Annotated in this window: 12 protein-coding genes, 18 tRNA genes and 2 rRNA genes (1 of these 32 only partly in view); 27 read left to right on the top strand and 5 right to left on the bottom strand. The window is 48.3% G+C overall.

The annotated features are described in order from the left end of the window. The 21 genes from ACEN86_RS15585 to ACEN86_RS15485 form a co-directional block, all read left to right on the top strand. A 23S ribosomal RNA gene (locus tag ACEN86_RS15585) occupies positions 1-2,059 on the top strand (it extends 870 nt beyond the left edge of the window). Between the two features lie 103 nt (positions 2,060-2,162). Continuing rightward, positions 2,163-2,279: ribosomal RNA gene (rrf, locus tag ACEN86_RS15580) — 5S ribosomal RNA — on the top strand. A gap of 47 nt (positions 2,280-2,326) precedes the next feature. Beyond that, positions 2,327-2,403, top strand: a tRNA-Ile gene (locus ACEN86_RS15575). Between the two features lie 16 nt (positions 2,404-2,419). Continuing rightward, a tRNA-Ala gene (locus ACEN86_RS15570) sits at positions 2,420-2,495 on the top strand. 3 nt (positions 2,496-2,498) lie between these two features. Then, positions 2,499-2,571 (top strand) — tRNA-Asn (locus tag ACEN86_RS15565). Between the two features lie 57 nt (positions 2,572-2,628). Next, positions 2,629-2,720: transfer RNA gene (locus tag ACEN86_RS15560), tRNA-Ser, on the top strand. A 23-nt stretch (positions 2,721-2,743) separates the two neighbouring features. Next, positions 2,744-2,818 (top strand) — tRNA-Glu (locus ACEN86_RS15555). A gap of 54 nt (positions 2,819-2,872) precedes the next feature. Further along, a tRNA-Val gene (locus ACEN86_RS15550) sits at positions 2,873-2,948 on the top strand. A 14-nt stretch (positions 2,949-2,962) separates the two neighbouring features. Beyond that, a tRNA-Met gene (locus tag ACEN86_RS15545) sits at positions 2,963-3,036 on the top strand. Between the two features lie 38 nt (positions 3,037-3,074). Then, positions 3,075-3,151, top strand: a tRNA-Asp gene (locus ACEN86_RS15540). 33 nt (positions 3,152-3,184) lie between these two features. Continuing rightward, a tRNA-Thr gene (locus tag ACEN86_RS15535) sits at positions 3,185-3,260 on the top strand. A 4-nt stretch (positions 3,261-3,264) separates the two neighbouring features. Continuing rightward, positions 3,265-3,349: transfer RNA gene (locus tag ACEN86_RS15530), tRNA-Tyr, on the top strand. Positions 3,350-3,373: 24 nt separating this feature from the next. Next, a tRNA-His gene (locus ACEN86_RS15525) sits at positions 3,374-3,446 on the top strand. A gap of 7 nt (positions 3,447-3,453) precedes the next feature. Beyond that, a tRNA-Gln gene (locus ACEN86_RS15520) sits at positions 3,454-3,528 on the top strand. A 4-nt stretch (positions 3,529-3,532) separates the two neighbouring features. Further along, positions 3,533-3,608, top strand: a tRNA-Lys gene (locus tag ACEN86_RS15515). 30 nt (positions 3,609-3,638) lie between these two features. Next, positions 3,639-3,722, top strand: a tRNA-Leu gene (locus ACEN86_RS15510). A 7-nt stretch (positions 3,723-3,729) separates the two neighbouring features. After that, positions 3,730-3,804 (top strand) — tRNA-Gly (locus ACEN86_RS15505). Between the two features lie 11 nt (positions 3,805-3,815). Continuing rightward, positions 3,816-3,889 (top strand) — tRNA-Pro (locus ACEN86_RS15500). 37 nt (positions 3,890-3,926) lie between these two features. Then, positions 3,927-4,003: transfer RNA gene (locus tag ACEN86_RS15495), tRNA-Pro, on the top strand. 8 nt (positions 4,004-4,011) lie between these two features. Next, positions 4,012-4,082 (top strand) — tRNA-Gly (locus tag ACEN86_RS15490). 197 nt (positions 4,083-4,279) lie between these two features. Next, positions 4,280-7,783, top strand: coding sequence for a PAS domain S-box protein (locus ACEN86_RS15485; RefSeq protein WP_495631492.1), 3,504 nt, complete (start codon positions 4,280-4,282; stop codon positions 7,781-7,783). 72 nt (positions 7,784-7,855) lie between these two features. On the opposite strand, the gene ACEN86_RS15480 is transcribed toward ACEN86_RS15485, so the two are convergent. Continuing rightward, on the bottom strand, positions 7,856-8,707 hold the full coding sequence (locus ACEN86_RS15480; RefSeq protein ID WP_495631491.1) for a DegV family protein: 852 nt from the start codon (positions 8,705-8,707) through the stop codon (positions 7,856-7,858). A 54-nt stretch (positions 8,708-8,761) separates the two neighbouring features. Next, positions 8,762-9,142 (bottom strand): hypothetical protein, encoded by a 381-nt coding sequence (locus ACEN86_RS15475; RefSeq protein ID WP_495631490.1) that lies wholly within the window; start codon positions 9,140-9,142, stop codon positions 8,762-8,764. Positions 9,143-9,323: 181 nt separating this feature from the next. Here ACEN86_RS15475 and ACEN86_RS15470 point away from each other — a divergent pair, with 181 nt between their 5' ends. Beyond that, on the top strand, positions 9,324-9,698 hold the full coding sequence (locus ACEN86_RS15470; protein ID WP_495631489.1) for a DUF423 domain-containing protein: 375 nt from the start codon (positions 9,324-9,326) through the stop codon (positions 9,696-9,698). Between the two features lie 65 nt (positions 9,699-9,763). Here the strand turns inward: ACEN86_RS15470 and ACEN86_RS15465 are convergent, their stop codons facing one another. The 3 genes from ACEN86_RS15465 to mtnK form a co-directional block, all read right to left on the bottom strand. Next, on the bottom strand, positions 9,764-10,309 hold the full coding sequence (locus ACEN86_RS15465) for a hypothetical protein (RefSeq protein WP_495631488.1): 546 nt from the start codon (positions 10,307-10,309) through the stop codon (positions 9,764-9,766). 99 nt (positions 10,310-10,408) lie between these two features. Continuing rightward, complete coding sequence (mtnA, locus tag ACEN86_RS15460) at positions 10,409-11,509, bottom strand: S-methyl-5-thioribose-1-phosphate isomerase (RefSeq protein ID WP_495631487.1); 1,101 nt, start codon at positions 11,507-11,509, stop codon at positions 10,409-10,411. After that, positions 11,506-12,729 (bottom strand): S-methyl-5-thioribose kinase, encoded by a 1,224-nt coding sequence (gene mtnK, locus ACEN86_RS15455; RefSeq protein ID WP_495631486.1) that lies wholly within the window; start codon positions 12,727-12,729, stop codon positions 11,506-11,508. The genes mtnA and mtnK overlap by 4 nt, the downstream gene beginning before the upstream one ends. Positions 12,730-12,978: 249 nt before the next feature. Between mtnK and ACEN86_RS15450 the strand changes: the two genes are divergently transcribed. From ACEN86_RS15450 to sufU, 5 genes are all read left to right on the top strand, one after another. After that, positions 12,979-13,452 carry a Dps family protein gene (locus ACEN86_RS15450; RefSeq protein ID WP_495631485.1) on the top strand — a complete coding sequence of 158 codons (474 nt, stop codon included), beginning with the start codon at positions 12,979-12,981 and terminating at the stop codon, positions 13,450-13,452. A gap of 391 nt (positions 13,453-13,843) precedes the next feature. Further along, entirely contained in the window at positions 13,844-14,626 is a 783-nt protein-coding gene (sufC, locus tag ACEN86_RS15445) for a Fe-S cluster assembly ATPase SufC (protein WP_495631484.1), read from the top strand. A 19-nt stretch (positions 14,627-14,645) separates the two neighbouring features. Next, positions 14,646-15,944, top strand: coding sequence for a Fe-S cluster assembly protein SufD (sufD, locus tag ACEN86_RS15440; protein ID WP_495631483.1), 1,299 nt, complete (start codon positions 14,646-14,648; stop codon positions 15,942-15,944). Further along, the gene (locus tag ACEN86_RS15435) at positions 15,941-17,155 is read left to right on the top strand and encodes a cysteine desulfurase (protein WP_495631482.1); all 1,215 of its coding nucleotides are present in this window, start codon (positions 15,941-15,943) and stop codon (positions 17,153-17,155) included. The genes sufD and ACEN86_RS15435 overlap by 4 nt, the downstream gene beginning before the upstream one ends. Beyond that, on the top strand, positions 17,152-17,577 hold the full coding sequence (gene sufU, locus ACEN86_RS15430; protein ID WP_495631481.1) for a Fe-S cluster assembly sulfur transfer protein SufU: 426 nt from the start codon (positions 17,152-17,154) through the stop codon (positions 17,575-17,577). Before ACEN86_RS15435 ends, sufU begins: the two co-directional genes overlap by 4 nt. Positions 17,578-17,657: the final 80 nt, after the last annotated feature.

The raw sequence follows: 17,657 nt of genomic DNA, 5'->3' as shown, positions 1-17,657 counted from the left end.
AATAGCTTTAGGGCTAGCCTCGGAATTAAGAGTTGTGGAGGTAGAGCACTGATTGGGTGCGGGGCCCGCCAAGGGTTACCAAGCTCAGTCAAACTCCGAATGCCATAAACTTGTATCCGGGAGTCAGACAGTGAGTGCTAAGATCCATTGTCAAAAGGGAAACAGCCCAGACCATCAGCTAAGGTCCCCAAGTGTGTGTTAAGTGGGAAAGGATGTGGAGTTGCACAGACAACCAGGATGTTGGCTTAGAAGCAGCCACCATTTAAAGAGTGCGTAATAGCTCACTGGTCGAGTGACTCTGCGCCGAAAATGTAACGGGGCTAAACACACCACCGAAGCTATGGCTTGATGCATTGCATCAGGGGTAGGGGAGCGTTGTATGTAGGTTGAAGGTGTACCGTAAGGAGCGCTGGACAGCATACAAGTGAGAATGCCGGTATGAGTAACGAAAAGATCAGTGAGAATCTGATCCGCCGAAAGCCTAAGGGTTCCTGAGGAAGGTTCGTCCGCTCAGGGTAAGTCGGGACCTAAGGCGAGGCCGAAAGGCGTAGTCGAAGGACAACAGGTTGAAATTCCTGTACCACCGTAATCCGTTATGAGCGATGGGGTGACGCAGTAGGGTAGTGACGCGGACTGATGGATGTCCGTCTAAGCAGTGAGGCTGGTGTGTAGGCAAATCCGCACACCGTAAGGCTGGGCTGTGATGGGGAGCGAAAATTATAGTAGCGAAGGTCATGATCTCACACTGCCAAGAAAAGCCTCTAGTCAGGAGAAGGTGCCCGTACCGCAAACCGACACAGGTAGGCGAGAAGAGAATTCTAAGGCGCGCGGAAGAACTCTCGTTAAGGAACTCGGCAAAATGACCCCGTAACTTCGGGAGAAGGGGTGCCCCGGTAGTGTGAATAGCACGAGGGGGCCGCAGTGAAAAGGCCCAAGCGACTGTTTAGCAAAAACACAGGTCTGTGCGAAGCCGCAAGGCGAAGTATACGGGCTGACGCCTGCCCGGTGCTGGAAGGTTAAGGGGAGTGGTTAGGGGTAACCCGAAGCTATGAACCGAAGCCCCAGTAAACGGCGGCCGTAACTATAACGGTCCTAAGGTAGCGAAATTCCTTGTCAGGTAAATTCTGACCCGCACGAATGGCGTAACGACTTGGGCGCTGTCTCAACGAGAGATCCGGTGAAATTTTAATACCTGTGAAGATGCAGGTTACCCGCGACAAGACGGAAAGACCCCATGGAGCTTTACTGCAGCTTGATATTGGACTTTGATACGATTTGTACAGGATAGGTGGGAGCCTAAGAAGCAGGAGCGCCAGCTTCTGTGGAGGCAACGTTGGGATACCACCCTGATCGTATCGGAGTTCTAACCTGGTACCGTAATCCGGTATGGGGACAGTGTCAGGTGGGCAGTTTGACTGGGGCGGTCGCCTCCTAAAGAGTAACGGAGGCGCCCCAAGGTTCCCTCAGAATGGTTGGAAATCATTCGAAGAGTGCAAAGGCATAAGGGAGCTTGACTGCGAGACTGACAAGTCGAGCAGGGACGAAAGTCGGGCTTAGTGATCCGGTGGTACCGCATGGAAGGGCCATCGCTCAACGGATAAAAGCTACCCTGGGGATAACAGGCTTATCTCCCCCAAGAGTCCACATCGACGGGGAGGTTTGGCACCTCGATGTCGGCTCATCGCATCCTGGGGCTGAAGTAGGTCCCAAGGGTTGGGCTGTTCGCCCATTAAAGCGGTACGCGAGCTGGGTTCAGAACGTCGTGAGACAGTTCGGTCCCTATCTGTCGTGGGCGTAGGAAATTTGAGAGGAGCTGTCCTTAGTACGAGAGGACCGGGATGGACGCACCGCTGGTGCACCAGTTGTTCCGCCAGGAGCACAGCTGGGTAGCTAAGTGCGGAAGGGATAAGCGCTGAAAGCATCTAAGCGTGAAGCCCCCCTCAAGATGAGATTTCCCAGTATGTAAGACCCCTTGAAGACGACGAGGTAGATAGGCTGGGGGTGGAAGTGCAGCAATGCATGGAGCTGACCAGTACTAATCGGTCGAGGGCTTATCCAACAAGCTCGGAAGGACGTAGTCCAAGAAGAGCATACGCAGATTCGTTTCGTATCTAGTTTTCAGGCGATCAAGCTTGAAACAGCATTTGCACCGCGAATGCCCGTTTGGTGGCGATGGCGGAGGGGTTCCACGCGTACCCATCCCGAACACGACCGTTAAGCCCTCCAGCGCCGATGGTACTTGGACCGCAGGGTCCTGGGAGAGTAGGACGCCGCCAAGCGATACCCCACTTGGGGTTTTTGTGCCGGGTAAGACGGTTACATATAAGGGCCCTTAGCTCAGCTGGTTAGAGCGCACCCCTGATAAGGGTGAGGTCGGTGGTTCGAGTCCACTAGGGCCCACCATCCTAACTCAATACTTGGGGCCATAGCTCAGCTGGGAGAGCGCCTGCCTTGCAAGCAGGAGGTCAGCGGTTCGATCCCGCTTGGCTCCACCATATTCCCTGATAGCTCAGTTGGTAGAGCACTCGACTGTTAATCGAGTTGTCACAGGTTCGAGTCCTGTTCGGGGAGTACCGTTTCTGAAAGTGTTAAGACTATTAACACTTTCAGAAACAACAACCTTCATATGGAGAAGTGTCCGAGCTGGCCGAAGGAGCACGATTGGAAATCGTGTAGGCGTCACAAGCGTCTCGAGGGTTCGAATCCCTCTTTCTCCGCCATGTGTATTTATTTAATTTAGCAAGGCCCGTTGGTCAAGGGGTTAAGACACCTCCCTTTCACGGAGGTAACAGGGGTTCGAATCCCCTACGGGTCACCATTTATATTATTAGCTTCAAATGCCTACGGGTCACCACTTTAATCTAGATTTTATGGAGGCTTAGCTCAGCTGGGAGAGCATCTGCCTTACAAGCAGAGGGTCGGGGGTTCGATCCCCTCAGCCTCCACCATATTGTATTACTGACGCGGGGTGGAGCAGCCCGGTAGCTCGTCGGGCTCATAACCCGAAGGCCGCAGGTTCAAATCCTGCCCCCGCAATTAATCCCGATCCTAAATGCGGGATTCACTTTAAGTGTGGAGCCGTGGTGTAGAGGCCTAACATGCCTGCCTGTCACGCAGGAGACCGCGGGTTCGAATCCCGTCGGCTCCGCCATTATATTCTTGAATGCAAAAGCATATACACCTTGCCGGTGTAGCTCAACTGGTAGAGCAACTGACTTGTAATCAGTAGGTTGGGGGTTCAAGTCCTCTCGCCGGCACCATTTTGGAGGCTTAGTGAAGTGGCTAAACACGGCAGACTGTAAATCTGCTCTCTACGAGTTCGGTGGTTCGAATCCATCAGCCTCCACCAGTTTTTATTTAACAGCATCATTTGGCGGTCGTGGCGAAGTGGTTAACGCACCGGTCTGTGGCTCCGGCACTCGGGGGTTCAAGTCCCCTCGATCGCCCTCTTATTGGGGATTAGCCAAGCGGTAAGGCAACGGACTTTGACTCCGTCACCCATAGGTTCGAATCCTATATCCCCAGCCATTTTGAGCCATTAGCTCAGTTGGTAGAGCACCTGACTTTTAATCAGGGTGTCGAAGGTTCGAGTCCTTCATGGCTCACCATTTACCTTGCAGGTAAATGCAATATATTGTGCGCGTGTGGCGGAATTGGCAGACGCACTAGACTTAGGATCTAGCGTCTTTGACGTGGGGGTTCAAGTCCCTCCACGCGCACCATATTTATGCGGACGTGGCTCAGCGGTAGAGCATCGCCTTGCCAAGGCGAGGGTCGCGGGTTCGATTCCCGTCGTCCGCTCCATTATTTAATCACGGGACGTAGCTCAGCTTGGTAGAGCACCTGGTTTGGGACCAGGGGGTCGCATGTTCAAATCGTGTCGTCCCGATTTTGATTTTGTAATTGTAGTAGATGGGTAAATATTACGGGACGTAGCTCAGCTTGGTAGAGCACCTGGTTTGGGACCAGGGGGTCGCATGTTCAAATCGTGTCGTCCCGACCATAAATTTTGCGGGTGTAGTTCAATGGTAGAACTTTAGCCTTCCAAGCTAATAGCGTGGGTTCGATTCCCATCACCCGCTTTAAATGATAAAAGAACGTTATGATAACTCAATCATAACGTTCTTTTTCCTTATGTAGGTGTAGTTCAAGTTTACATTATGTTTCTTCACTCACGGTTAACTAGTAGTCTTCTGAGGGATAGGTTAGAATAATACTAATTTGTTGATATAGCTTAAATGATTAAGGTTATCCATGCATAGAAAGGAAGTCGGCCTTGATGGACCATAAGAAGGAGCTGCTGAAGCAGCTAATTGTGGAAGGGAGCACTTATCAGTCCCTTTATGAGAATCATCCCGATGCCATTTGTGTAATGGATGTGAATGGTCACTATATAAAGGCGAACCCGGCCGCTGAGAGGTTGACTGGGTACACGCTAGAGCAATTTACAGCTACTCCTGCAGAGCAGTTATTCACTAGCGAGGGCGAATCGCTTAGGAACTACTATTTGAACCAAGCCCTGCAAGGAGACACGAACAGTTTCGAACTGAGTTTTTGCCGGCAGGATGGTCAGGTGCTGGATTTAGATGTTACTTATGTGCCAATCACAGCGGAAGGAAAAGTGGTGGGCGTTCATTCTATATTTAAAGATGTTACCTTAACGAAGGAAATGCAGCGGCGGCTTATGGAGTCCGAGAAATTGTATCAAGTGATTACGAATGATGCGAAGGATGCTATTGCTTTTGCTACATTGGAAGGGATCTGTCTGTCCATCTCCCCAGCTATTCATAATATAATTGGCTACACTCCGCAGGAGCTTGTGGGAACACAGCTTAAGGAGCTTTTTGCTGACAAGCAGACATGGGGGGAAAAGGACCTTATTGCGTCCACGGGTATTTTAACGGGTAAGCTGCGCCATGCGAATGGAAGTGAAGTGTGGGTCGAAGCCAGTATTCAGAAAGTTCACGAATCGGGCAATCAAGGAGACAAGCTGCTCATCATTACTCGTAACATTACGCCACGTATGGAGGCTGAGGAGCATTTGCGCCGCAGTGAACACAGTCTGGCCCGTGCTCAAAAGATCGCGCATATCGGTTCATGGGAGTGGGATGTGCAGCAGGAGAAATTCACATGCTCTGATGAATTCTCAAGGATATATGAACAAGATTTTAGTCAATTCTCCTCTCCATTTGAAGAATGGTTGAAGTTCATTCACCCTGACGACAAATTGAATGTTACTGAGGCGTTAGAAGCTGCCTCCTCCCAAGGCGCCCAATCTTTCGAGTTAGAGTTCAGGGTAGTAGGGGTTGGAGAAAAGGATAAGGTTCTGTTCAGCCAAACTGATATAGAGCTTGATGAGACAGGCAGAATCCGGAGATTGTTCGGTATAGTGCAGGATATTACTGAACGGAATCAGATGGAGAGGAGACTTCGGGAGAGCGAGAAGCAGTACAGGCTGATCTCCGAGAACTCGCTTGATTTAATTTCTAAGCATAAATCGGATGAGCTAAGTACTTACTCTTATGCCTCGCCAGCGAGTATCACTTTGCTTGGTTATGAACCGGAAGAGCTTGTGGGAACCAGTGCTTTTGACTATTTCCATCCCGATGACATCAAGTTAGTACAAGATTATTTGTCGGTGCAGCTGCAATTTCACTCCGAATATACGGTTACGTACCGGATAAGACGTAAAGATGGGGAATACATCTGGTTTGAGAGCACAGGAAGATATACTCATGACGAGTTGACCGGGGAAATCCTTGAAGTTGTTGCCGTATCCCGTGACGTAACGGAACGCAAGAACAGTGAGAGAAGTCTGCAGGAGAGCCAGCAGCGATATAAATCTCTTTTCGAGTACAGCCCGTCGTCAGTGTATTCCCTTGATCTAGAGGGCAACTATGTGACTCTTAACTCCAACCTGGAAGTTCTATCGGGCTACAGCAGGGAAGAGTTACTTGGCATGAATTTCAGCCGAATTATAAGCAGTCCTGAATTAAGTAAGACGGTACATTATTTCGAATTATCCATGAAAGGCGAGCCCCAGTCTTATGAGACAACAATTATTCATAAAGACGGTTCCCAGGTCGAACTTAATGTAACGAATGTTCCCATTGTAGTCGATCAGAACATTGTGGGAGTATACGGAATTGCTACGGACATTACGGAACGCAAGCGTTATACAGAACAGATTGAGAAGCTCAGCTATCAGCATTCCCTAATTCTGAATTCGGTCTCAGAAGGGATATACGGACTTGATGAAGAGGGGAAAACCATCTTTGTTAACCCCGCTGCATCCAAAATGCTGGGGTATAATGTATCCGAATTTATTGGCACCAATAACCACCAGTTGATTCATCATTCCCGAAGTGACGGCAGCCCTTACCCGGTTGATGAATGTCTGATTCACCAGACGTTCAGGGACGGAAGGCCCCGTACCGTTCAGGAAGAAGTTTTCTGGAGGAAAGACGGATCCAGCTTCCTCGTTGATTATCGGGCAACCCCTCTATATGACCGTGAGCAGATCGTAGGTGTGGTGGTGGTATTCAATGATATAACCAATGAACGCGAAATCGTGAAAGCGAAGGAATCAGCTGAGCGGGCAACGAAAGCCAAGTCAGAATTCCTGGCAATGATGAGTCACGAGATCCGTACACCCCTAAATGGCATAATCGGCATGACGGATCTTCTGCTGGATACACAGCTTGAAGAGGAACAGCGTGAGTACGCGGATATTATCTCTGATAGCGGTCGAGCCCTACTAGGTATCCTTAACGACATTCTGGATTTCAGCAAGGTTGAAGCCGGCAAAATGGCGTTGGATTATAACTGGTTCGATCTTTCGGCTTCGGTCTCCAGTGTAATTGATCTGTTCACTCCTGCTGCCATGGAGAAGAATATCAATTTAACCAGCTGGATGGATCCCACAATTCCAGCGACGATCCGAAGTGATTCTTCAAGGTTAAGGCAAATCCTGATTAATCTGGTTAGCAACGCTCTGAAATTCACCGAAAGCGGGACGGTTACGATCTCCGTTCATCGAATTCCTGCCAACACAGAGAGCTCCCTGCTGCTTGAATTCAGGGTTACAGACACAGGGATAGGCATTGCTGAGGATAAGATCAACAGACTATTCCAGACCTTCTCCCAGCTGCACCCTGTGATTAACCGCAAATACGGGGGAACCGGGCTTGGACTCGCCATTTGCAAGACAATGGTTGAGCTCATGGGAGGCTCAATCTGGGTGGAAAGTAAAGAAGGGTTTGGATCAACTTTTTACTTCACTCTGATCAGTCATGATGAGGAATTAACGCTTCAGGAGAAGGCATGTGAGGGAGATCTAGCCGAACATACACCTTATGAAGGAGATAATGAACCTAAGGGCTGGTTAGTGGATCGGGATCTGAAAGTGCTGATTGCCGAAGATCATCCGGTGAATGGTCAAATTTTTGTGCAGATGCTCGGAAGGTTAGGAATCCACGCTGATGTCGCCCATAACGGCGTAGAGGTAGTAGAGGAAGTAAGCCGTAAGCGATATGACATGATATTCATGGACATCAAAATGCCAGTCATGGACGGGATTAAGGCCGCAAAAATTATTCGCCAGGTGGTCCCTCAAGGGGAGAAGCCTATTATTATTGCTTTGGCTGCACAAACGGATTACGAAGATGTCCAGCTTGGTTTGACGACGGGTATAGAGGACTACATTAGGAAGCCGTTTAAGCTTCAGGATATCAAAGCCAAGTTGATCGAATGGAGCTATGTGCTTGAAGAGAGACGCAGATAGCATGCTGCTAATATAATTAATAAGCTCCCTAATAGGCAGGTAGTGCCTTTAGGGAGCTTATTTAGATTAGATCTACTCTTCAGTTATATATATAATACCAATCGTCTTGGGACCACAGTGACTGCAAATGACGCATCCGGCTTCACTGAGCAGCACTTCACGGACTCCGGTCCGTTCTTTAATTAATTGGCTCATGGCCACGGCATCGTCCTGTGCAAGGGTATGAACCACGAAGAGGGTGTCCTTGTCCATCTTGTCCGTGTTAGCCAGGGCATTGTTGACCATCTGGTCGAGTGCCTTCTCCCGGCTTCCGCGAACTTTATAGGCAGGCGTCATTTTGCCTTGAATAACTTTGATAACGGGACGGATCTTCAAAAGACTGCCAACCAGGTTCTGCATACCTGAGCAGCGTCCGCCTTTATACAAGTATTCCAATGAGTCGATTACAAATTCGGTATCTACATTAGGCCGGTTCTTCTCAAGCATGGACAGGATCTGAGCAGTAGACTGCCAGGATTCAGCTGCTTTAGCCGCTTTGAGCACCTGAATTCCGATTCCGGTAGACAGATTCAAAGAATCGAATACATGTACGCTTCCTTCTGGAAATTCCCCAGAGGCAATGAGCGCATTCTGGTACGTGGAAGAAAGTTCAGAGGAGAGGCTTATGTAAATGATCTCGTCTCCAGCATCTATGTAAGGGGAGAAGGCAGAGATGAAATCGGCTGGAGATGGGGCGGCTGTCTTAGGAAGCTTGCCAGTCTGAGTGACTTTCGAGTACAGCTCAGGCGGCGATAGTTCAATACCATCCCGGAAGTTCTCATCATTAAATACAACATATAAGGGAATAACTCCAATGTTATATTTGGCTACCAGATCGGGTGGGAGATCTGAGGTGCTGTCTGTAAAAATCTTTATTTTTCCCATAATGTTCACCTTTCTGATTTCTGACTTTAAGGCCGTCTATGTCTATACTTGAATTTAGCTAGTTCGGATAAGGGCAAGTATTAGCATAAAAGCGGGAGGTACCGCAGATATAACCACTCCAAGTATGGCAAATACCTTCTTGCGGTTCTTGAGCGCTAGACCTATTATACCAAGGATGCAACCAATCAGGGTGAGAATAATTGCAGCAATCACAATCAAGCCAGCTTCCAAAAATCCGCTGTGATTCATAATCAAATCATTGGTAATGGGGGTTCCGCTTTGGAACAGATCCCTCGTGGTGACCACGATAGTCACAATGGCTGCAATATAGGCGATCAAAGCAACAAGACTTATTACAAATGAGGCTATACCAGGTCCAGAATGTTTATAATTTGGTTCGGGTGAAGTGTTCATTTCGCTTGTATTGAATTCCATGAGTAATGCTCCTTCTTTTATTAAAATAGAACTTAATCTCGTATTAATTTTTCATAAAATCCGGAAAAAATCAAGGAAACTTTGTGAAATGCCCGGCTTTTTGTAGCATAAGGGACCAAAAGTACGTTAAGATAGCAGCTGAGCAGGTCCGGAATTACATATAGAGGAGCTGAATAAAGTCATGCATCGCAAGTATGTTGGAATTGGAGCTATTTTGCTATTGTTAGGAGTTGCCATCGGGGCTTTTGGTGCTCACGCGCTTGAAAAAGTACTGGGAGTTCATGCTTCGACCTATGAGACAGGGGTTCATTACCACATGGTCCATGCTATAGGAATTATTCTGATTGCCCTGGCGGCAGGTCAGTGGGGAGAATCTGCGAAGCTGAGATGGGCTGCCCGGCTAATGGTCATCGGAATTGTACTGTTCTCAGGAAGTCTGTATGTATTAAGTATTACCGGTATTAAAGGCTTGGGAGCCATTACTCCCTTGGGCGGAGTAGCCTTTATTGCAGGCTGGCTGCTGCTGGCTTTGGAAGCTTTCAATAGCAAAAAATAAACAAAGGGCGTTCTTCGGCTATAACCGAGGAACGCCCTTTCTTATAAGCCGGCACGATCTGGACCTCAGGCGTCCACTAAATCGATAATCTCACTGAGCCTGAAGGTGTAGACCTGCTTCTCGTCCACATGGTATACACTAATGGTCCTTGTATCAGGAGCATAATTCAAGATACGGCAAGGAATCGCAAGACGTTCGCGGTTCCGTTCGATAGAGAGCCGGACAAGCTTGTTATTGGAAACATAGTTCTGAATCCATGATTGAATGGCTGCGTCATTCATGTTCTCCATGGGATTGCTGCTAGCTTCCCTGGAATCAGGTATAGCTTTGGCGGCAGGAGCCTTAGGCTCTTCCTTGACCGGAGCCTTGGCAGCAAGTTCCTCAGAAGGATGGCGGAAAGCCTTTGAAATCATGGCCTGTCTCTTGGCACTAAGCGTAGCTTCGATGATCTCTCCGAGCTCGACACCTGACTTAATCCGGTAATCGACTAGATTTCCTGAATTAAGCAGTTGAATTAGAGCTTGAAGGGCCATCGCATTAGATTTATCTTTGATTAGAATATCGACGTTGAATAAGTAGGCAAGTTGCTCGTTATGGTTCGTGTTGGTCATAGGCCCTTTCATATCCTGCTTTTTCTTAAATCATACCATTAATTCATAATGGAGCATAGTCCTTGCGGACTAAGGCATGTGCCAATTTATTACAACGAATTATTGGTTAAAGAGAGCGGGAAGATTCGTACTATAAGGAGGACGAACAACCCCCTTCTCCGTAATAATTGCCGTTACATATTCGTGGGGAGTTACGTCAAAAGCAGGATTGAATACCTTCACTCCGACAGGAGCCGTACGTTTCCCGAAGCTTTCTGTGATCTCACTCTCAGGGCGTTCTTCAATCGGAATATCCTGACCCGTAGCAGTAGACAAATCTATTGTCGATAAAGGAGAGGCTACATAGAACGGGATCCCATGAGCTTTGGCAAGAACTGCGACTCCATAAGTACCGATCTTGTTCGCCACATCACCGTTGGCGGCCACGCGGTCTGTGCCTACAATAACTGCCTGAATCCAGCCTTTGGACATGACGACAGCGGCCATGTTGTCCGTCAATAGGGTGACATCAATGCCGGCCTGTTGAAGTTCAAAGGCGGTGAGTCTAGCTCCCTGAAGCACGGGACGTGTCTCATCGGCAAATACTTTCAGCGGAATCCCGCGTTCCTTGGCAAGGTAGAAAGGAGCCAAGGCAGTTCCGTATTTGGCCGTAGCGAGTCCGCCGGCATTACAGTGCGTGAGCACACCCATCCCGTTTTCAAATAAAGGAAGTGCGTGCTCCCCGATCAGGCGGCATACTTCCTCATCTTCCTGATGGATGAGAACAGCTTCAGCCGTTAGCCCCAAATTCCGGACCTCGACGAGGGGCTGTTCTTCGGCTAAAAGGCGGGCCCGATCCTTCATTCTGTTCAGTGCCCAGAACAAGTTCACCGCTGTTGGGCGTGAGGTAGCCAAATATTCAGCAGCCTGAATGACATGCTCCAACCAGCCGGAAGGTTCCCCTTCATATGCTTGGGCTGCAAGAACAACACCATAAGCAGCAGAAATTCCAATGGCCGGGGCTCCTCTTACTTTCATCGAAGCAATCGAGTCCCAAATCTCTTCGGGTGTAGTTAGTTCCAGAAATTCAATCTGCTCAGGGAGCAGTCGCTGATCAAGCAGGAACAGCCGATCTTCCTCCCACCGAAGGCTGAGAAGGGGTCCTGGGTTCTCCTCGCTTGGAAGGGAGTCAGGGGTTATATCCTTATTATTTAAGCTCATAGCGTTACCTCTTCTTCTTTGGCAGCTTGTCTTGCAATTCCCGAAATTTCATCAATTGAGCTTGCAAAACGGCCGCGCTTAACGAGTGCTTTACCGATCTTCAGAGCAGTGATCTTGGCTTGGTGCTGGAGCTCGGCATTTGGAATTGTGTCTATATCTGCAACATGGGACAGGCCTACGATGCGGCGTATGATCTTGGCTCCGGCAAATCCGATGGCATCCCGGAGGACTTTCTGCACATACATATCCTGATATCCAGGCGTCTTCGCCGTGACATCCACAAGATCCCGGTTCCAGAGGTCACGGAAGTGAGTCTCAAAATGCTGCCATACTCCTTCAACCATGGAGAGCAGGCGAAGCCGGCGGGCGACAAGTTCCTCTGAGCTGCTGCTCCAACCAGGCTGAGCTGCGAAGTTCAGCAGCAGATTGGCGATGACTGCCCCGATATCAAAGCCCATCGGTCCATAGAAGGCGAACTCCGGATCAATGACTTTCGTAGACTCGCGGGTTGCAAATATACTGCCGGTATGCAGATCTCCATGAAGCAGGGCCTCCGCATGCGTCAGAAACTTCTCGCGCAGCAGCGCGATTTCCAGCCGCAGCTCATCATCGTGCCAAAGGGCTTCGGCATCAGGACGAATATCCTCGCTGAAGCTGTTATTAGGTGAATCCCGGTAAGGGTCTTCAAATATGAGATCTTCAGTAATCTTGCACAGATCAGGATTAATGAACCGTCCGAGCTGTTCCTTCTTGGCCTGCTGATTCATCCCCAGATCTGAAGTATAGAATAAGGTTGAAGCGATGAACCGGCCGATATGTTTAGCAAAGTGGGGGTACTCTTGGCCTTCAATTAATCCTTTGCGCATAATAGTATGGTCACTTAAGTCTTCCATTACTGTAATGGCCAGATCGTTGTCATAAGCGTAAATGGCGGGTACAAGGTCCGGAACATGGGAATGCTGAATTTCCAGAGCTTCACGTTCGATTCTTGCGCGGTCCAGGCTAAGAGGCCAAGACTCGCCAACGACTTTGGCATAAGGAAGAGCCTGTTTGATTATAAGTCCTTTTCCCTCAGAGGAATCGGTAACTCGAAATACGAGGTTTAGATTGCCATCACCAATTTCCTCAACAGACAAATCTGCATCCTCGCGGAAATGGCCTGGAATAGTTCTGGCTAAAGCGACCGCCTCTTCTAGAGACAGGGGATGATACTCAGACATCAGTGTTACACCTCCGCAGATACATTTATTCAATAACTATATGGATCAAATTTCTTTAAGTTAGTATATCGGAAAAGTAATCCTTTTTGTATCTTTTTTTAAGCCCTGGAGTTGTTTCGCACAGAACGGGAAAGGGTAAAATGTAGTCATGGAGCGGCAACGTTCTGGACAAGATAACTATCATTCGCGGGGCTTTACCCGGTGGAATGATCATAAATCTAATTCCGAATGAAAAGTGAGGGAATGAACATGGCAAAAGCCGATGCAAAATCAACCAGCACAACTAAAACATCAGGATTGGAACAAGTCCTTAATCAGCAGATAGCTAACCTAAATGTATTGTATGTAAAGATTCATAATTACCACTGGTATGTTAAAGGAAATAACTTCTTCACCCTTCATGTTAAATTCGAAGAGCTTTATAATGAAGTGGCTCTGAAAATGGATGAGATCGCTGAACGCCTGCTTGCAATTAAAGGCAGCCCGGCGGCTACGCTCAAGGAATATTTGGATTTGGCTACCATTCAAGAAGCGACTGGAAAAGAAGATCCAAATACGATGGTGCAGAATCTGATTGAAGACTTTGCAACCTTGTCTGAATCCTTCTCCGAAGGCATTGAGTTGGCTGATAAGGCTGAAGATGAAGCTACAAGCGACCTTCTGACGGGATTCAAAGGAGAGCTTGAGAAGCATATGTGGATGCTTCGTTCTTATCTGGGATAAGAACGGCTGAAATAAAATGGCTGCCGTATCGAAGATGGTATTCTCGTCACAGGACATCAGCCATCAAGAGATTACTAAGGCGGAAGCGTAAATTGTCAGGCTTGACTGAATACAGTCAAGCCTGTTCCTTTTTTAGGTATCGATTAAGCAAGAAGACTGTTGATTCACAGGGATATTACGCTTTTTTTAACGATAGAAGGAAGCTTGGGCAGATTGATAAACCCTTCGAAGTAGGGTAAAATGAAATGAGAATCAATGAGAATCACTTAGAATAATTCTAATTAGATACTCATTATGGTATAATTGCAGGCAGTGAGGGAGACGTCCCGATTAACTATATACGTGGAACACACTGTTATTTTAACGATTAAATGGAGGGAGCAGACTAAACATGGCTACACAATTCACTATTGAAGGCTTGAAGGCAACAATCGAAGGCAAGGAAATTCTAAAGGGGATTAACCTTGACATAAAAGGTGGCGAAATTCATGCCATTATGGGACCGAACGGTACAGGTAAAAGTACTCTTGCTTCTGCCTTGATGGGGCATCCCAAGTACGAGGTTACAGACGGAAAAGTAACATTGAATGGTGAAGATGTACTGGAAATGGAAGTGGATGAGCGCGCACGTGCCGGCCTGTTCCTTGCTATGCAGTACCCAAGTGAGATTACAGGAGTAACTAACTCTGACTTCTTGCGCAGTGCGATCAATGCACGCCGCGGGGAAGGGAACGAACTCTCCCTCATTAAGTTCATCCGTCAAATGGAAGGCAAAATGAAGGAACTTGAAATGAACCCTGAATTTGCCCATCGTTATCTGAACGAAGGCTTCTCCGGCGGTGAGAAGAAACGGAATGAAATTCTGCAGATGATGCTGCTTGATCCGAAAATTGTGGTTCTTGATGAAATCGACTCCGGTCTGGATATTGACGCTCTTCGTATTGTCGCTAATGGTGTGAACACAATGCGCAGTGAAGAACGTGGTTTCTTGATTATTACCCACTACCAGCGTCTTCTTAACTACATTACTCCTGATTTTGTACACGTGATGATGCAGGGACGTATTGTGAAATCAGGCGGTCCTGAGCTTGCAGAGCGTCTGGAGAAGGAAGGCTACGATTGGGTTAAAGAAGAACTGGGTATTGAAGACGAGACTGTTGGTCAAGAGGCGTAAGCAGGAAGGAGGAGAACATATGACTACACAAACCATTCTTCCGGTTAATCATGAAGCCTTGGCGGCATTCTCAAAGTCGAGCGGTGAGCCTGCATGGGTAACCGAGATTCGTTCGAAGGCTTTGGAATTAGCAGCAGGACTTGAACTGCCTAAACTGGAGAAAACAAGATTAGACCGTTGGACACTGGATAACTACGGTAAGCTTCGTCAAGGCGGCCAAACGTCTGAAGAGCTTCCTGCAACCCTGTCCAGCCTTATTGATATTAATGAGCACAGCAATTTGATTGTACAGCGCAACTCTGGTGTGGTATTTACCAAGCTCTCTCCAGAGCTTACAGCGCAAGGAGTGATCTTCACAGACCTGGAGACTGCAGTGCGTGAGCATGGCGATCTGGTTAAGAAGCATCTGTTCACTGCCATTCCGGCTGAAGAGAATCAGCTGACTGCACTTCATGCCGCTCTGTGGAACGGTGGCGTATTCCTGTATGTGCCTAAGAATGTAGAGGTTGAAGTTCCTCTTCAGGCCGTATTCTTGATCGATGATGCAAGCACCTCCTTCACACCGCACGTTCTGATCGTGGCGGACAGTAACAGCCGCGTGACTTATGTGGATAACTACATTTCAGGTGATCTGAATGAAGCGATTGTTCATAATGGAGCTGCGGAAGTGTTTGTAAAGGCGGGCTCTAAAGTGCAGTTCGCATCCGTGCATCACTTGGCCGGACAAATTACGGATCTGACTTACCGCCGTGCGGTAGTGGAGAACGACGGCAGCATCGAGTGGATTATCGGTGAGATGAACTCCGGAGACGCGATGAGTGAAACGCTGAGCGTTCTTAAAGGAAATGGTTCGACTTCCGACGCTAAAGTGATTGCAGTAGGTTCAGGTTCCCAGAAGCTGAACTTGACTACCAAAGCAGTTCACTTCGGCAAAAGCTCGGATAGTCAGATGATTACCCGTGCAGTTATGCGCGAAGAATCGACAGCGATTATTAACGGGATCACCAAAATCGAGAAGGGTGCAACCAAAGCGAACGGGGAACAGACTGAGAAAGTACTAATGCTCAGCCCTAAAGCTCGCGGAGACGCAAACCCTATTCTGCTTATTGATGAGGACGATGTAACCGCAGGGCATGCGGCTTCTGTCGGACAAGTAAATGCAGAGCAAATTTACTACTTGATGTCCCGCGGGATTTCAAGAGCGCAAGCGGAGCGCTTGATTATATACGGATTCCTTGCTCCAGTTGTATCCGATATTCCTTTGGAGCAGCTGCAAAACCAACTGCAAAGCTTGGTTGAAAGGAAGCTAGGACAATGAACAGCCAATGGATCAAGGAACAGTTCCCTATCCTGAACCAAGAGATCAATGGCCACCCACTTGTATACCTGGACAGCGCGGCAACTTCACAGAAGCCGCGTGCTGTTATTGATGCGATAAAGCACTACTATGAATGGGATAACGCAAATGTTCACCGCGGCGTACACACGCTGGGAAGCCGTGCAACCGATGCTTATGAAGGTGCCCGTGAAAAGGTAGCCAAATTTATCGGTGCCAAACGTGCGGAAGAGATTGTATTCACTCGCGGGACGACAACCGCACTGAATTTGGTGGCTTCATCCTATGGACCTTCTGTTCTAAGCGAAGGTGATGAAATTGTGATTACCCAAATGGAGCATCACAGTAACTTCATCCCTTGGCAGCAGCTTGCTCTGCGGACAGGGGCAACCCTCAAGTTCATTCCGCTTGAGCAGGACGGAACAGTCACGGTAGAAGCTGCCGAGGCAACGATCACCCCTGCGACCAAGATCGTGGCGATTGCTTATGTCTCCAACGTAATGGGGGTTGTACATCCCATTAAGCAAATTGCAGACATTGCCCACCGTCACGGAGCGGTGCTTGTGGTGGATGGAGCACAGAGCACGCCACACTTGAAAGTGGATGTACAAGAGCTGGGTTGTGACTTCTATACCCTTTCGGGTCACAAGATGTGCGGTCCAACGGGTATCGGTGCTTTGTACGGCAAGAAGGCGCTGCTTGACTCGATGAGTCCGATTGAATTCGGCGGTGAGATGATTGATGACGTGGGTCTGTATGAGTCCACATGGAAAGATGTGCCTGCAAGGTTTGAAGGAGGCACTCCAATTATAGCTGGAGCTGTAGGCCTCGCTGCCGCGACTGATTTTCTCCAGGAGATTGGGATGGATGAAATCGAGCGTCACGAAAGAACGCTTGCTGCTTACGCTATGGACCGACTTTCCCAGATTGACGGAATCAATATCTACGGCCCTAATGAGCGGCATGTCGGAGTAGTTACCTTTAACTTGCTGGATGTTCACCCTCACGATGTCGCTACCGTACTCGACTCCTTCGGCGTTGCCGTACGTGCGGGACATCACTGCTGCCAGCCGCTAATGCGCTGGCTGAATGTGAGCTCTACAGCAAGAGCCAGTCTGTACATGTACAATACAGAACAAGATATAGACCGGCTGGTCTCTGCTCTAGTCCAGACAAAGGAGTATTTCGCATGACACAACTTGACGATCTCTACCGGCGTGTCATAATGGATCATTATAAGAATCCGCGTAACCGCGGAAAGTTCGATGAAGATACGGTTACTGTGGATCTCAATAATCCTACTTGCGGTGACCGTATCTCCCTGCAGCTTAAGCTTGCAGACGGGATCGTGGAAGACGCCCGGTTCACGGGAGAAGGCTGCTCCATCAGCATGTCTTCAGCTTCCATGATGACAGAAGCCGTTAAGGGGAAGAAGCTTGATGAAGCTTTGGACTTCGCCGACAAATTCTCTTCGCTTATGAAGGGTGAAGAAGTGACCTTTGATGATTACGAGGATTTGGAAGCTCTGTCCGGTGTGAATAAATTCCCTGCCCGTATCAAATGTGCCACACTTGCTTGGAACGCTCTGCGTAAAGGTATCGACCACAACGATTAAAATATCTATAAGTTGAATTTAAAGGATTACTAGCAGGCAAGAGTGTGAAATGATTCTGGAGAAGCGCAGCGTTCGCCTTT

It is taken from the genome of Paenibacillus sp. Paensp111, assembly GCF_059492195.1.
The sequence above is the reverse complement of the archived record's forward strand: the minus strand, read 5'-3'. Positions and strand labels throughout refer to the sequence as shown.

Bases quoted from the DNA above. Each gene is read 5' to 3' on its own strand.
- ACEN86_RS15485 (WP_495631492.1), top strand. From the start codon at position 4,280: ATGGACCATAAGAAGGAGCTGCTGAAGCAGCTAATTGTGGAAGGGAGC.
- ACEN86_RS15480 (WP_495631491.1), bottom strand. From the start codon at position 8,707: ATGGGAAAAATAAAGATTTTTACAGACAGCACCTCAGATCTCCCACCC.
- ACEN86_RS15475 (WP_495631490.1), bottom strand. From the start codon at position 9,142: ATGGAATTCAATACAAGCGAAATGAACACTTCACCCGAACCAAATTAT.
- ACEN86_RS15470 (WP_495631489.1), top strand. From the start codon at position 9,324: ATGCATCGCAAGTATGTTGGAATTGGAGCTATTTTGCTATTGTTAGGA.
- ACEN86_RS15465 (WP_495631488.1), bottom strand. From the start codon at position 10,309: ATGACCAACACGAACCATAACGAGCAACTTGCCTACTTATTCAACGTC.
- mtnA (WP_495631487.1), bottom strand. From the start codon at position 11,509: ATGAGCTTAAATAATAAGGATATAACCCCTGACTCCCTTCCAAGCGAG.
- mtnK (WP_495631486.1), bottom strand. From the start codon at position 12,729: ATGTCTGAGTATCATCCCCTGTCTCTAGAAGAGGCGGTCGCTTTAGCC.
- ACEN86_RS15450 (WP_495631485.1), top strand. From the start codon at position 12,979: ATGGCAAAAGCCGATGCAAAATCAACCAGCACAACTAAAACATCAGGA.
- sufC (WP_495631484.1), top strand. From the start codon at position 13,844: ATGGCTACACAATTCACTATTGAAGGCTTGAAGGCAACAATCGAAGGC.
- sufD (WP_495631483.1), top strand. From the start codon at position 14,646: ATGACTACACAAACCATTCTTCCGGTTAATCATGAAGCCTTGGCGGCA.
- ACEN86_RS15435 (WP_495631482.1), top strand. From the start codon at position 15,941: ATGAACAGCCAATGGATCAAGGAACAGTTCCCTATCCTGAACCAAGAG.
- sufU (WP_495631481.1), top strand. From the start codon at position 17,152: ATGACACAACTTGACGATCTCTACCGGCGTGTCATAATGGATCATTAT.